Source organism: Sphingobium sp. WCS2017Hpa-17, from assembly GCF_031843765.1.
In the GTDB taxonomy this organism is placed as follows: Bacteria; Pseudomonadota; Alphaproteobacteria; order Sphingomonadales; family Sphingomonadaceae; genus Sphingobium.
This window is the reverse complement of record NZ_JAVTIV010000002.1, coordinates 176,581-191,928: the sequence shown is the minus strand read 5'-3', so window position 1 is coordinate 191,928 and position 15,348 is coordinate 176,581. Positions and strand designations below refer to the sequence as shown.

The window sequence follows — 15,348 nt, the reverse complement described above, 5'->3', positions numbered from 1 at the left end:
TGTTCTGTCTTATCAAAGGGTGTGGCTGGAACTGAAGCTCGCGGACCATCGGTCCAGATCGGCCTGATACGGCTTGATGAAATGCTCTTGCGCGAACTTGCCCTGCTCGATGGCGAGACGGCTGCGCTCTTCGCGGTCGTAGACGATCCGAGTGGACGAAAAGTCCTGATGGCTCAGGCTGGGCCGGAAGCATTTCCCTGCCGCCGAATTGGCGTTGTAGATTTCCGGTCGGTAGATCCTCTGGAACGATTCCATCGTGCTGATGGTCCCGATGAGCTCGAGGTTGGTGTAATCGCTCAGCAGGTCGCCAATGAAGTAGAAGGCCATCGGTGCCACGCTGCCGCATGGCATGAAATAACGTGCCTTCAGGCCCATCTTGCCGAAATACTCGTCGGTCGAAGAATATTCACTCTGCCGATATTCGATCCCTAATATGGGATGGCGGTTTTCCGTGCGATGATAGGTCTTGCTGCTCGATACACTCAGACAGATGACGGGAGGCTTCCTGAAATTTTCCTTGTACGCAGACGAAGTCAGGAAATGCCGGAACAAATTGCCGTGCAGATCGCCAAAACCGTCCGGCGTAGCGAAGGCGGCCCGTCCTTTGTTGTGTTCTGCCAATAGCACACTGAAGTCATAATCACGCACATAGGAGGAGAAGTTATTCCCGACGATGCCGTCAATACGCGTATCGGTTTTCCGGTCGAGGATGCTCGTCCTGAGAATCTCGATCATCGGGAAGGAGTCGCGGGCGCCGGTGGCAATGTGCATCTCGACTGAAATGATATCGAGTTGGACGCTGTAGCGATCTCCCTCCGGATTGTCCCAGTTCGCCAGGTCGTTGAAGCGGTTGTTGATCATATTGACAGCGTTACGCAGGTTTTCCTGACGATGTTCGCCTCTGGCCAGGTTAGCGAAGTTCGTCGTGATGCGCGTGTTATCAGAGGGACGATAATTCTCGTCAAAGCGAATGCTACTGACGGCGAATGTGAGATCGTCTTCTGTCATGGTGGATTTTCCTGAAGGCCGGCTGATCTCGGACGACAGCGGCGCGTCGGAGGCAAAATGTGGGAGGGTGAGGCTGGTGCGGGTTGCGGGCATGCGAGGCGTCCTTCGGTCCGGCGCAAGTGCCGTCCGTTGTTGAGATTGGGAATCGGTGTGGAATCTGCGGCGCGCCGCGTCAGGCCGGGCTCAGCCCGACGACACGGCGCGCGGACGCATTCGTTGATGGGCGAAGGAACGGGATAGGATTGCAAACATCGACCGATCACCTGCTTTGGCCGGGCGGAAGGATCGAAGGAAGAACGCGCAAGGCCTGAGTGGCCCGGACGGCACATAGACTACGGGCCACGCTTCGAGCGCGATCCACCGGAGGAACCCCCGTCCGAGGAACGTTATGACGCCGAAGGCAGGTCTCCTGACTTGCGGGTCATCGCGGTGGTTCCGGTCTTCCCAAGCCTTGTGCGAAGCTCAGTGACACACAATGGAACCGCCACTCGCCGCTTACAGTTGCGGGGGCAGCGCCGGACTCTGCCCCTGAAGGCACCACCGGCTTCCCGTCTTAGCCCCGCCGTCATGCCTGAAGCGGGGAACCTTGACGGTGTCTTTCAACACATCCCACTCCCCCTGTCAAGAGCCATATAAAGAAATCTTTATATGGCTCTTGCTGCGGAATAACGGCTTCTCAGGCCCGATATGTGCGGGAATGAACAGGATCGGTCTTGCCAGGATTCGCCTGATTCACCGATCAGGCCAGTATCGAGCGGATGGCTTTTTCCAATGCAGCAATATCTGAAGCACTATTGAACAAGGCTGGCGTGACGCGCACACAGGCACCTTGGGCTGGCCCGTCCCGATGCACTGTAAAGATTCGATGTTCATCGAGCAGCCTTTTGGCGATCGCCATATTATCCTGCACAGTGCTGCGCCCAACCAGGCGGAAGGAGGTGATACCGCCGTGCAGTCGCGGATCAGCCGGCGTCAATATCTCCAGCCCTTTCGTCCCGCGTAATTTCTCCGCCCACAAGTCGCGAAGATGGCGCAGCCGTGCCGCGCGGGCAGCGTCGCCGATTGCATCCTGGAAATCGAGTGCGGCCGGCACCGTCAACTGAGCTGCGAAATCGACCGTGCCAGTATGTACCCGCGAATAAGTCGTGGCGGGCAAGGGCGGGCTGTTGGCACTATCCGGGTCGATAAAATCTATTTTGTCCTTGCGGATATAGATCACGCCTACGCCCAGCGGCGCGCCCCACCATTTATGCAGGTTGAAACCGATAAAATCCGCGTCGAGGTCGGCCGACCGAAAATCCAGCTGGCCCCAGCTATGCGCCGCATCGACGATCGCATCGACACCGCGCGCACGCGCCATCGCTACGATCTCCTTCACCGGAATGACCAGACCCGTGCGATGGCTCAGATGAGTGAGCAGGATCAGGCGGATTTTCGGATTGGCCTTCAACGCCGCCTCATAGGCGTCGATCAGTCCCTGATATGTAGCTGGTTCGGGCAGCGCGATCCGCACCACATCTACGCCCCGACTATGCCTGAGCGTATCGAAACATGCCTGCATGCTGTCATAATCGAGATCGGCATGAAGGACAGCGTCGCCGGGCCGCAGCCGGTTATAGCCGCCGATCAGCGCCTTCAGCGCCTCGGTCGCATTGCGAGTGAAGGCGATTTCCTGCGGCGCGACGCCCATCTTTGCCGCGACCCGATCGCGCACGGCAATCAGGTCGGGGGTCAGGCCGCGCCGGGCATAATAGCTGGTCTCGCGATTGACCCGGCGCACTGCCGCCTCATAGCGTTCCAGCACGGACCGGGCCATCATGCCCCAATTGCCATTTTCCAGCTGAATGACGTCGCGGGTGACATCATATTGGGCGGCGATGCCGGCCCAATAATGTTCATCGTCGGGCTTGGCCGGACCGGTCGGCAGGGCGGCGGCTCGCCCTGCAACCGGCACGGCTGCCGCCCCGATCATCATCTGCCTGCGGCTGATATCCATGTCCCGTGTCTAGCCGATCAAAAGGTCAGGCCCAAGCGGACATAATATTGGCCGCCATCCGTGTCATAGGGCGCGTTGCGCGAATAGATCAGACCGCGCACCGCCTGGTTGGTCGCCTCGTCAGGATAGCTGTTGAAGATATTTTCTGCGCCGCCCCGGATCGAGATATTGGGCGTGACCTGCACGCTGGCCGACAGGTCAAACAATATCATCGATCCGAAGCGCTGGAACAGGTCGCCGGTGGCATTGCCGCTGACATCGGTCCAGGCGCCGTAGTAGCGCGCCCGGCCCTGTAGGCCGAACTTGCCCAGCGTATAGCCGAGCGAGGCGGTACCATTATGCTTGGGCAGCCGCTCCTCGAAGACGATGCGCTGGCTCTCGTTGGCGATCGCCGCCGACGTACCGCTCGTCACCTTGGTCTGATTGTAATTGTAGGCCAGACTGATGTCGGCCGTGCCCGGCCCCACCTGTTTCGTGTAGGCCAGCACCACATCGATGCCGCGCGTGCGAGTGTCGAAGTCGTTGGTGAAATAGGTGACGGAGGTGAAGCGCTGCGGATTGGGCAATGTCGACGGCACGGCGAAGGTGCGCGACTGGCCGAAGCGATCCCGCAGCTTGATCTGATAGAGATCGATGCTGCCGGTCAGGCCGAAATCCGACTGGAACGTCAGGCCCGCCGTGATGGTGCGCGACTTTTCCGGAGTCAGCGGCTTGGCACCCAGAGCGATCGCGATCGGATCGCTGGGCGACAGGCGGCCGGTGTTGAAGATCTGCATCGTGGTCGTGTCCAGCCCCTGGCTGGTGTTGACCGCGTTGAGCTGTGCCGGGGTCGGGGCGCGGAAGCCGGTGGAGTAGGTGCCACGCAGGGCCACGCCCTTCACCGGCTCGAACCGGGCCGACAGCTTGTAGTTGAAGGTATTGCCAAAGGCCGAGAAATCTTCGTAGCGACCGGCCGCGCCCAGCGTCACCGCCTCGATCGGACGCACTTCGACATCGACATAGCCGGCATAGCTGGTCTGTGACCATTCACCGGCATTGAGCGGGCTGAAACCGGGGAAGCCGTTGCTGTTGGGGGCAAGCCCGGTCGCGGCACCCGCACCGATCGCATAGGAGGCCGGATCACCCGGACGGATGCCGTAGCTTTCCTTGCGGCGTTCGGCGCCGAAGGCGATGTTCGCCGGCTCGACCAGCCCCAGCGGCAGACGATAGACGAAATCGGCATTCAGGTTGAACTCGCTCTGGCGTAGGCGCCCCAGATAGAAGCTGGTGGGGCTGTCCGGCCCCATCGACGCATTGAGCGATTCCTGCATATTGTAATTGATGCGGCTGCGCCCGGAAGACGCGCTAACATCATAGGTAAAGCGATCGCTGATCGCGCCACGCAGGCCGGCGTCGGCCTGATAATCATCATATTTGGTGCCGAAACGCGGGGTGAAGCCAGCCGGATAGAGGCTGGCGAAGTTGAAGCCGGGAAAGGCCGAACTATTGCCATAGACATTCGCCGTGCTGGCAGGGTTGCGCCAGTTGAAGTCGGTTACGCCCTCGCCATTGCCCGCCGTGCCAAAGGCATAGAGGGTGACGGCATCGGAAAAATCATAATGGGCGTTCACGCCTGCGCGTACCGAGCGCAAGTCGGGCTGGCCCCAGCGTTGCACCGGATCTGGTACGTCGAGATTGGGGTTGGCCGCCTGGAACGCGGCGGCGTCAGGCCGCTGGCGCGTGCGCGAGGTGGCGTCGGACTTGGAAAATTCGCCGGTGAAGACGATGCTGCCGCGATCGCCCAGCGCCAGACCGCCCTGCGCGCCGCTCTGATAGGTGGTGCCGTCGCCCTTATAATATTGCGAAAACTGGCCATAGGCTTCCATGCCCGGCTGGTCGTCGAGGATGATGTTGACCACACCGGCGATAGCATCCGACCCATATTGCGCCGATGCGCCATCGCGCAGCACTTCGATCCGCTTGATCGCCAGATTGGGGATGGTGGAAAGGTCGGCCGACTGTGCGCCGCGCGTACCGAGCAAGGCGGAGCGATGATAACGCTTGCCGTTGACCAACACGAGTGTCTGGTCGGCGGACAGGCCGCGCAGCGTGGCGGGACGCACAAAGGCCTGGCCGTCAGCCGCCGGAAGACGCTGCACATTGAAGGACGGCAGCAACTGGGCCAGCGTATCGGACAGGTCGTTGGATACGCTGCCGTCGATCGCCTTCGAGGACAGGACGTCGATCGGCGCCAGCGCGTCGAACTTGGTGCGCTTCGCATCGCGTGTACCCGTCACGATGATCGCGTCCCCACCGCCGTCTGCATCCGGCGCAACTTCCTGAGCCGCAGCGAAAGAGCACGCAGCAAATTGCAGCGCGACAAGCGCGCTGGCGGTCATAAATTTCATGATTGTCCCCACAGATGCGACAGATTCTTGTTCTGCTGGAGCCGATAGGGATGGCAGATGACAATTCTGTGTAGCAATGGGAAATCTTTGACGCACCAGTCCCCAGCGCATTTATAGGCTCATGGACTGGCGCAATCGCGCGTTGATCGCGCAGTCTGATCAGATGGGATCTTTTAGAGCCATTCACCCTGACACAACCGCGCTCTTGTGGCGTTGCGTATATTATTGAAGTTAAATCATTAAATCGCTCGCCATCTATCCCTACAAGTCAGCATCAGCGCAACAAGCTGTGCCGCTACCATGAGAAGCCCGATCCAGAGGACAGCGCCTACCGCGCTGCCCTCGATCACAATCGCCACCCCGAGGGACGTCACTATCAAAGTCCAGCCCGCCATCCGGAAAACCAGAGGCATGGTTCCAGAAGGCGGCCTTCCAAGGAGATCCCGATAATGTTTGGACATCGACAGGGCCAACAGAAACGTCCCCAGCACCGCCGGACCAAAAGCCAGTAGAGCTATCACCCGCCCGCCCCTCGGTTCGCAAACAACAGGACAGCCATCGCCAGCGATCCGCTCCCCCCGGCGATCCAGATCCAAGCCTTAAGCAAATTGCGCGTGTGAAACACTGCCATGATCACCATGGCGTAGATCAGGAACCCCGGCATGGTTGCCATCAATACGGCCGAGGCCTTGTTGCCCGGCAAGCATAGCGATGCAAATGTCACTATCAGCGAGGTCAGCACATAACCGCCCCCGAAGCCCGCCAGTATCCGGGAGAGAATGTTCAAGCGATAACGCCAGCCGGACATCATGCAGCAGGCCCCATCCTGCGCCCTCGCACAGGAAGATCAGGCCCCGTTTGTCCGCGCTTCACCATGAAAGCGGCGACCCCCAGTAGAGTGCCGATCGCGAACATGGTCAGGTCAAAGCTGGCCAGAACCCACTCGCCGCCCAGGATGCTGGTTCCCAAATGCCTGTTGGTCGTTGCAGCATTCAGCAGGGGCAGCGACAGGAAGGCCAGCGCCGCAATCCACAGCAGGTCCGTCCAGGCTTGTCCGGCCGAGCGACGCACTGTCGCCCAAAGAAAAGCTGCTCCCATAGTCGCGAACAGTGCATGATATTCCCAGGCTGGGCGCGCCGCCAGACCAACGGGCAGCAGGCGGTTCGCCAAGAAATAGGCAGCGATGCCCAACGGCAGCCCGACGATCGTGCCGATGTTGAGAATTTCGACAAGCCGATAGGAAAAGGCATCACCGTCGCCGCGCTGCTGTTTTTGCCGGCGCTTGACGGTCCACAGAATCAGCCCGGTCGCAATCATGCCGCAGCCGAGCAAGCCCGACAGGAAATAGAACCAGCGCAGCAGGGGGCCGGCGAACAGGCCCTCATGAAGAGCAATCATACCGTTCTGGACTAGCCATGGCGCGCCCTGCCGGAATGGCGGTGGCGACAGATTCCGGCCGGTCACACCGTCGAAGACGAGCGTCCTGCGGCTGTTATAGACCAATCCGCTGTCCATGAAGAGGAAGGTGATGCGGGAATCGCTGCGTCCCGGATGCGCAATGGAAATACCGCCTATGCGGCCTTGGCCCCACTCCCCTTCCGCGACACGCACAAGGCGTGAAAGGTCCGTCAGAGGACTGGCCCAAGGAGCGCGGGCGTGGATGGACGCGCGCTTTCCCGGTTCCACCTCGCCATCGAAACTGTTGTTGGCACGTGGGTTGAGCGGATTGCTGTAGCCGTCGTTGGGCCAGATCGCATCGCTGCCATAAGCGACGTTCATTGCAGCTGGCATATAGGCATACATGAAGAAGATCAGGCCGCTGTACGTCATGACCAGAAAGAAGGGCAGTGCCGTCACGCTGACGATATTGTGCATGTCGAGCCAACTGCGCTGGCCCTTGTCGGGTCGGAAGGTGAAAAAGTCCTTGAATATTTTCTTATGCGTGACGATCCCGCTCAGGATCGCCAGCAGCATCAGCATCGTACAGGCGCCTACGATCAGGATTGCGCTATGTTCGGACATGTAATGTAGTTGGTAGTGCAGCCGATAGAGGCCGACGCCGCCAGCCGTTTCCCGAAGCAGGACGGGTCGACGCTGATCGCCGGTCACCGGGTCGATGATGATATGGTCCTGCGCTTGTCCGTCCGAGGACCAGGAAATATACCAATCATGCCCTAACCGATCCCAAGACGGATCAAGCGACCAACGCTCGGCGTCAGGCGCCCTGACTTGCAGAACAGCCTGCGCCCTGCCTACGATCTCGGCAGCCGGAAGCGCCGCCGCCGATGTGACGGGCGGCGCTTCCGGCTGCATCCAGAGCGTGATCTCCTCATCGAAATAGCCGGCGGTGCCGGTCATGAACACGAAATAGAGAACCCAGCCGACGATCAGGCCCGTCCATCTATGCAGCCAGGCCATGGACTGGCGAAAGCTGTCCTTCATCCCGTCATGTTCCGCGGCGCGCCGATCCGCTCCTTCATCAATAGGTGATCCGGGCGTTCACCAGAATGGAGCGCGGCTCGCCATAGCGGTTGCCGGTGCTCCACGAATACAGGCGCTGCCAATAGCGCTTGTCGAACAGGTTGTTGCCGATCAGGGCGAGCGAGATATTCTCGTTCACACGGTAGCCAAGGCGGCCATTGACGATCGCATAGCGTTTCTGCTCGGCAATGTCCGTACCATTGGAGCTGCTGTAAATGCGGCTTTGCGCATTGATGCCCGCGCCGATCGATATGCCCTCGAGCGCGCCAGACAGCTTATAATTGCCCCAGACGCGCAGCAGATGCCGTGGGGTAATGCCACTGAAATCCGCACCCTCATATTCGCTGGCTTCGCCGGTAGCAGTACGATCTCGCAGATATTTGGTGTCGGTATAGGTATAGCCTGCGGTGATCTCGAAGCCGGGCAGCACTTCGCCGGACACTTCCGCCTCGAAGCCCTGACCGCGGACTTTGCCGTCGGCGATGTAGCATTCCTCGGCCGTCGGCGCGCCTGCGCAAGGAGCGGGATTGTCCGGATCGGTCTGGGCGCGGTTGCTTTCGACAACCCGGAAGATCGCGAAGGAGACGTTCAGCTTGCCGTCGTAGAATTCGCCCTTGGTACCCAGTTCATAGTTCATACCGGTTACCGGCGGCAGGGGGGAACCATCTGCCTTGAACATGCTGTTCTGATCGCGGAAAATCTCGGCATAGCTGGCGTAGAGCGACCAGTTGCTGGCGAAATCGAACACCACGCCACCATAGGGCGTGAAGACATGCTTCTGCTTTAGCGTTGTGTAATCGCCACCGACATAATATCGCGCGCCGGATTCATAGTTGCTGAGCCGCGCGCCCAGAATGACCTTGAGCGGATCGGCCACATTGAGCCGCGCAACGCCCCAGATGCCTTGCTGCACGACCTTTGCAGTATAGCCCGTGGGGGCGAAATCACCAAAGACCGGCTGTGCGACTGCCCAAGGATCAGCTCCGAAAATAGGCCGAGCCGTGGCGTCGATCGTCGCCGATCTGGCTTGATTGTCGAAGTCCTTCTGGCGCGAGTAACTGGCGCCCATCGCCACTTCATGTGTCCTGCCCAGAAGCTGGACACTACCATCAATCTGCCCTTCGAACGCTATCGTCTCGGTGGTGGACAGCAGATTCTGTACCGTAGCCCTCAATCGCGGGCCGATCAGGGTGTCGGGGTCGATGGCCGTCGGGATCGCGTTCGGGGCGACATAATCCTGCGACCAGCGCTGATGGTTGATCTGGACCTTTGCTTTCCACGAACTGCCCAGCTTCTGCTCGACCGAACCGAAGACGTTCGTCGCGTTCACATCGAAATAGTTCCAGCCCGGCGCAATACCGCGCGAGGAACGCGGCAAATGGGAATCGCGTCCATCGGAAAACCAGGGCAAGCCGCTGTTGAAGAACGAACTGGTGTTATTTTCTTCATAGCTTGCGCCCACGCTCAGCAAGGTCGTCGGCGTGGCGTCCGCTTCTGCGACACCATAGATCATCGGCCGCTTGGCATGGACGAGATCGGTGAAGAACTCACGGTCTTCATAGGCGGCGACCGTGCGTACGCGCAGCCAGCTTGTAACCGGCACGTTGATGTCGACTTCGCCGCGAAACTGGTTCCACGTGCCGGCATGCAGGACAACGCCGTAACGCTCCTCGTTCAGTGGGCGCTTGCGAATGAGATTGACCACGCCGCCCGGATATCCTCGCCCGGCCACAAGCCCGGCCGCGCCGCGCATGACCTCGATACGATCGAACATCGCGATGTTGGGGGTATAGCCGCCGGTCGAGCCGCCCACGCCCATCATGCCGTCGATCTGCCCCGATCCCATATCGAAACCGCGGGACTTGAACTGAAGCGAGCCGAGGTTGAACGCTTCGGCAGTAATGCCGGTCGAGGATTCGACGGCCTCGTCGATCGTGATGAAATTGCGGTCTTCGATCTGTTGCCGGGTAATGACCGTGACGGACTGCGGCGTCTCGCGTAGGCTCAGCGGCAGCTTGGACGAGGTGACGGCGCCGCGCGATGTGTAGGAACCCGTCCCTTCGGAGGCGAGCATGTCCGAACTGATGCTGGCACCCAGTCCGCCCGAACCGTTTGAACCTTCAACCCTGACCGGACCGAGCGAGATGGAACCATCCGCGACTTCGGGCACGCCTTCGATCAGGACAGTGTTCGCGCCGGCATAGCGATATGTGAAGCCCGTCCCTGTCAACAGCGTCGACAGCGCCTGCTCGCGCGACATCGTGCCAGACGCGCCTTGCGTTTTGACTCCGCGGATTTGTGCGCCATCCACGGTGACTTGCAGGCCAGACTGCGCCCCGAAAATCGCCAGCGCCCGGTCCAGATTTTGCGGCCCGATGTTAAAGCTGCGCGGCCCGCCCGTTTGCGCGGAAGCGGGCTTTGCCACCAGCACATTGGGCACCAGCACCGCGCCTCCGAGAAGCAACGCACTGATGATCCTGTGCCGCTTCACCAAACCGCTATTCAAACCCCCAGCAAACACATTCAGCCTCCAATAACCGTCTATCAAAGAGGCAGACCTGCTAATGCAAACTCATTGCAACAACGCCTCGTGCCATAACGATGCCGGGCAGCGCTTTTTCAGGGAATTTTTCGGAAAAAATGGATATCCGCAATATATCCAGCAATGTCAGCTTGATACTATGATTATCCACGGTGTGATCTGGCGTATGGTGGCACCATGTGGACGCACAAGCGCGACCAGCGCTGCCACCGGATCGGCCATATTGAAGCTGCCCGATGCCGATCGTGCCGCGATACCCTTGTCGCTCACGATGATGATGCCATGATAGTAGCCCCGTATATCTGCGATCACTTCGCCCACCGGCCGGTCCACTACAGCCAGTTGGCCCGCGCTCCATGAACCCACCAGTTCCGGGACACCCTCTCCAACTGCCAGGCCATCTCCTCCGGCCGAGGCCCATTGTCCAGCGGTGAGTATCCGTCTCTCCGATGAATGGCCAAGCCTTTCCACCTGAACCCGGCCGTGACGGACGGACACATCGGTCGCGTCTTTGCCTTGCCGGACGTCGAAGCCCGTACCCAGGACAGTGGTTACGGCTCGATCCGTCCAAACCTTGAACGGCTTGTGTTCATTACGCGCGACCTCGAAATAAGCTTCGCCGGAAAGCAAATGGATACGCCGCTCTCCATCCGCAAATGACACGCTGATCGCGCTGCGCGGCGCCAGCCTGATATGGCTGCCATCTTCCAGCGCTATGGTTTGTTGCTCCGCCGTGCCTGTCCGATGATCGGACCGCAGGTGCAGCATGGCCTCAGGCGCCAGTACAACGGCAAGGCACGCCGCTATGGCCGCCCCTGCAATTGCGGCCCATCGCCAGGATCGGCGTTGCGGCACGACGGATACCGACCTGACCTTTGCCACCGATGGATCGAGGAAAGCCACATTCTGGCTCTGACCGACCAGAGCGGACACCTTGTTCGCATGGCGCCATGCCGCCTGATTTTCGGCGCCGGCGCCAAACCAGAGATCGAAGCGCGCCCGCAAATCCTGATCGTCAGGCTCCTCGGCGAGCAGAATGATCCAGTCAATCGCTTCATCGGCGGCGCGATCTTCCGATGGGGAAGGCGTTGCGTTCATGCTGGCCCCATATCCGTTACACGCGCTTCGTCGATCAGAAACACGCAGTCGTTCCGAGCATCAACGATCCGGGGGGCCATTTTTTCAGACGAAAGGCGGATTTGCATGCGTTTCACCGTGCTACCACGCGGCCGCAGTGGCGCATGGCATCAGCCACAAGCGCATGTGCCAGGGAAACCGATATATCCAGATGGGCTGCGATTTCCTTGAGTTTACACCCTTCGACGCGGTGCATCAGCAGAGCGGTACGGGTCCGCTCCGGGAGTTCGGCCATGCTCTCGATCACGCGCTTCAACTCGTCGCGAGCGAGTGCGATATCCTCTGGGGAAGGTGCCTCATCAAGGACGGCGGTCAGTTCCGGAGCCATATCCTCCACGTTCCGGCGACTTTCCCGCTTGATCACCCGAATTCTATCGAGAGCCAGATTGCGAACGACGCGATAGAAATAGCGCAGCGGTTCGTCCAGCAACCGGTTGCGCTCCGCATGCTGTATTCGCAGCCACGCATCCTGAACAACATCCTCTGCCTGTGCACGGCCCCCAACAATGGCGGCAGCATATGCCACCAATGCCGCGCGATGCGTGCTGTAAAGTGCAGAGGCGGTCCGTTCCTGCGGCACGGCGACAGCATGTTCCTCTATGACGGCAGGCAAGTTACGCTATCTGTTCAGCGCATCCCCCATGAACCCCATGGCTTTAATGATAATGATTATCATACCCCTTAGTCTGGTTGCGATCTTTCTGCAACGTTTCGCGATTCCACGTTCGGAAAGAACGGGCGGAAGGGCTTTGGCGGTCGCCACAAGCCAAACCACTGCGCCGCATTTCCGAGCGATATCGTAGATTTCGGTTAGCCGCAGGCTGGGACAAAGCGCGACCACATTCTGCGGCGGCTTCACGCTCCACCAGAATCTTGCTCCCTGTGCTGGATATGCTTGGACGACGGCGCGATTGGCGCATTCGCCAAGTCAAGCGCAAGAGTGGGTGCGGAGCGCCGCACCTCGCCTGTGCGATCCGTCCGTGCAGCCGCAAGGACGCTGCCGTGACCCTGTAGATAATGTTCGGGTTTTCCATCTGGCATTCGTTCACATCTTGAGGACGGCGAGGACCACGACCCACGTGACCGCTGGAACCTATATTTGCTATGGCCGAGAGCGCATTTCTAAAAGATGGATCAAAAAGCCATCAGCACCGATCATCCTCGGCGCAGCAAGATCCGCTGGCCTATTCCCCCGCGCTGTTCCCCGACATGGGACGTGATCGGACCGGATATCCGCTGGCGGGCCGCGTGCGATGAACAGATCCGCCAGATCAATTGTGCAGGATGGCCAGCGCGCAGCCGTCACGGCGCACGCCGGTCGACCAGAGATAGACGATGATGCGCCCGCCCCTCGCAAAGGCGACCGACGCCATGCCCCGCGCGGCGGCTCCAAGGGCCTGCTCCTGCCATCCGGCTGGGATGCCCTGTCGCACGGTCGCCGCAAACCCGCGACAGCGTTCGATCGGCAGCCGATAAAGACGACTGTCGAGATGCCCCCATTGCGGTTCGATCCGGTCGCGCAGCGCATGGCCGGCGTGGGTCATGCGGGCATTGGCGGCGTCGCCCAATGGATTTTCCGCGCTATCGACCAGCCCGGCTGGCAAGGGTGGCAAGTCCCCCTGCCCCACCGCCTTGCCGCATCCGCCGGTCAGGAGCATGATCGAGGTGACCAGAGGCAGGAGCGCGCGCGCGATCAGGGCTGCGCCGTCCGGGTCACGGAGGCCAGACGATCCTCGAAGGCGCTCGCCACATTGTCGCCCACGCCCAATTCCCCCGTCTGCGCATTGACCGGCAGGGCGGCGCGTTCCAGCCGGATGCCGGCCGCGCTCCCTTCGTCTGCGATAGCATTTTTGACCGCGATCTGCATCCATTCCTTGCCCACGGCCGCCCCGCCCGCGATCACCCGACCGGTCGGGCCGCCCAGCGAAGCGACCTTGTCCACCACGGTCAGCGCGGATTTGAGGATGGCCGTCACCGTCTCGCGCTGTTCGGCCACATCCTGCGACCGGGCCTGCGTGGCGGCATAGACGCCGCCGACGAAATAGCCGAGCGCACCGGCATTGGCGCGCCGTTCCTGCGTCGTGCCGGGGACAGTTTCGACCGCGTTCAACCGCTCGACGGGATTCTCGCTGCTATAGTTGCCGACCTGAAGCCGGCCCATCTGCTGCCCCAGTTCCGCCTCGCGATCCTGATTCAGCATTTCCTTGGCATAGGCGGCGAAGCTGGAGCCATCCATGGTCGACTGGTTGAAGGTCAGTTCGTCCATGACGCCGGTGGTGTCGCTGTCGATGATGGCGGTCAGGCCATTGGTCATCTGACGCATCGCGTCATCCTTGCCGACCACGGTCAGGCCGCCGAAGATAGTGTTGGTGTCGCGCACTTCCCGCATGGTGTGGACCCCGGCGTCGAAAATTTGCGCCTTCAGGTCCGCATTGCCCATGGACGCGGCGGCGCCCATGATCGCCTCATAGCTGTCGGCGTTCCACGTGATGGTGTTCGTGGCGCCCGCCTGACTGGCGATGGTCGTCATCTGGCCGTCCAGCGCGGAGGTCAGCACGTCGGGGAGCTTGTCGCCAATGGCGTTGAAGCCCGCCTCCGCATAGCTGCCGCGTAGGGAGGCCAGGACGTCGCCCACCGCCGTCGCCTCGGCATCCTGCAATTGGGTGCCGCTATAGCCGAGGCCATAGCTGGACTGGCTGGCGTCATCGACCGCGCTTTTCATCGCGGCGATATAGTCGACCTTGGTCTGCGGCGCGGCATGGGTGGCGACGGCATCGCCCAGTTCGGTGACGGGATCGAAGCCGCCATTGTCGGCGCGGGCGAAGGCATCCGACAGGGCAGCGAGGCTGTCGCCGTCCAGCTTGCCCGCCATGTCGGACAGGAAGGCGCGGCGCTCGTCGCCCGACAGGCCGCCATTGCCGAACCAGTCGCCGTCCATCACCTCATCGGCGACGCGGTCCAGGTCGCCCGACTGTTGGAGCCGGTCGATCGTCTGGTCGGCCTGATCGGCGGGGAGCGACGCCAGCGTGCCGACGATGTCTTTCGTCTCGCCATTGGTGACGGTGTTGAACCAGCCCGACGTGTCGAGCGTGTCATGAATATGGCTGACGGCATCGCCGACGGGATCGGTCATGGCGGGTGCTCCTTATTCTGCTTCTCCGATTGTCGCCGATCCGGGCGGTAAAGCCCCTCCCCGTTTCGACTAGGGGCCTAGTCGATATGATTAGGGTCACCGGCACGCGACGGGCGAAGTTCACAGTGTCGTCGGCTTTTTTCGGGTCGAAGCGTTCGCGAGGCGCTCGCGAAGCGCCACGGACGCGGCACGGATGCGACAAGGGGATCACAGGCAGATCACGGGGGTGCGACGATCGCGCGACTGACGCGCGACCGGGCCGCGACAGGGGACGGGGCGAAAGGACAGGGGTGGCGAAAGGGCGTGTCGGTTCCATCCGACAGGATAGATCAGAGGAAAGCCTATTTTGGAAGGCTTTTGGCTGGCATGCCATTTACTGGAAGGTCGTCCCCGCAAACGCTACCCATTTCCTCAGCGTGATGCTTGAGGCGAGGTCAGGAGATGGGTTCCCGCCTTCGCGGGAATGACGGAAAGGGGTGGAGAGCGGCCATTCCCCTCCCGCCTGCGGGAGGGGCGGCGAGACTTGCGCGCGCAGCGCGTTAGTCGCAGCGGGGTGGGCTGTCGCGACGCCCAGCCCACCCCCTAGCCCCCTCCCGTAAACGGGAGGGGGGACATGTCCACTTCTGGTCGGTAGCGGACTTGTCCATTAATTTGACCTTCAACC

The 15,348-nt window shown here is 60.9% G+C and carries 11 protein-coding genes and 1 riboswitch; all 11 genes read right to left on the bottom strand.

Annotation, left to right across the window (positions count from 1 at the left end):
• Positions 1–12: 12 nt before the first annotated feature.
• A complete protein-coding gene (locus RQH62_RS05220; protein ID WP_311268099.1) occupies positions 13–1,008 on the bottom strand; it encodes a DUF1852 domain-containing protein in 996 nt (331 codons plus the stop codon).
• Positions 1,009–1,389: 381 nt separating this feature from the next.
• A riboswitch (cobalamin riboswitch) is annotated at positions 1,390–1,612 on the bottom strand.
• Positions 1,613–1,747: 135 nt separating this feature from the next.
• Positions 1,748–3,004, bottom strand: coding sequence for an aminotransferase class V-fold PLP-dependent enzyme (locus tag RQH62_RS05215; protein ID WP_311267689.1), 1,257 nt, complete (start codon positions 3,002–3,004; stop codon positions 1,748–1,750).
• A 17-nt stretch (positions 3,005–3,021) separates the two neighbouring features.
• Positions 3,022–5,391, bottom strand: coding sequence for a TonB-dependent receptor (locus RQH62_RS05210; protein WP_311267688.1), 2,370 nt, complete (start codon positions 5,389–5,391; stop codon positions 3,022–3,024).
• 239 nt (positions 5,392–5,630) lie between these two features.
• Positions 5,631–5,912: a DUF3325 domain-containing protein gene (locus tag RQH62_RS24930; RefSeq protein ID WP_405053514.1), complete on the bottom strand. Its 282-nt coding sequence runs from the start codon at positions 5,910–5,912 to the stop codon at positions 5,631–5,633.
• The gene (locus RQH62_RS05205) at positions 5,909–6,202 is read right to left on the bottom strand and encodes a hypothetical protein (protein WP_311267687.1); all 294 of its coding nucleotides are present in this window, start codon (positions 6,200–6,202) and stop codon (positions 5,909–5,911) included. Before RQH62_RS05205 ends, RQH62_RS24930 begins: the two co-directional genes overlap by 4 nt.
• Positions 6,199–7,749, bottom strand: a complete 1,551-nt coding sequence (locus RQH62_RS05200; RefSeq protein WP_311268098.1) for a PepSY-associated TM helix domain-containing protein — start codon at positions 7,747–7,749, stop codon at positions 6,199–6,201. The genes RQH62_RS05205 and RQH62_RS05200 overlap by 4 nt, the downstream gene beginning before the upstream one ends.
• Positions 7,750–7,870: 121 nt before the next feature.
• On the bottom strand, positions 7,871–10,378 hold the full coding sequence (locus RQH62_RS05195) for a TonB-dependent siderophore receptor (RefSeq protein ID WP_311267686.1): 2,508 nt from the start codon (positions 10,376–10,378) through the stop codon (positions 7,871–7,873).
• 162 nt (positions 10,379–10,540) lie between these two features.
• On the bottom strand, positions 10,541–11,512 hold the full coding sequence (locus RQH62_RS05190) for a FecR domain-containing protein (RefSeq protein ID WP_311267685.1): 972 nt from the start codon (positions 11,510–11,512) through the stop codon (positions 10,541–10,543).
• Between the two features lie 112 nt (positions 11,513–11,624).
• Complete coding sequence (locus RQH62_RS05185; RefSeq protein WP_311267684.1) at positions 11,625–12,131, bottom strand: sigma-70 family RNA polymerase sigma factor; 507 nt, start codon at positions 12,129–12,131, stop codon at positions 11,625–11,627.
• Positions 12,132–12,822: 691 nt separating this feature from the next.
• A complete protein-coding gene (locus tag RQH62_RS05180; protein ID WP_311267683.1) occupies positions 12,823–13,209 on the bottom strand; it encodes a hypothetical protein in 387 nt (128 codons plus the stop codon).
• 35 nt (positions 13,210–13,244) lie between these two features.
• Positions 13,245–14,684: a hypothetical protein gene (locus RQH62_RS05175; RefSeq protein WP_311267682.1), complete on the bottom strand. Its 1,440-nt coding sequence runs from the start codon at positions 14,682–14,684 to the stop codon at positions 13,245–13,247.
• Positions 14,685–15,348: the final 664 nt, after the last annotated feature.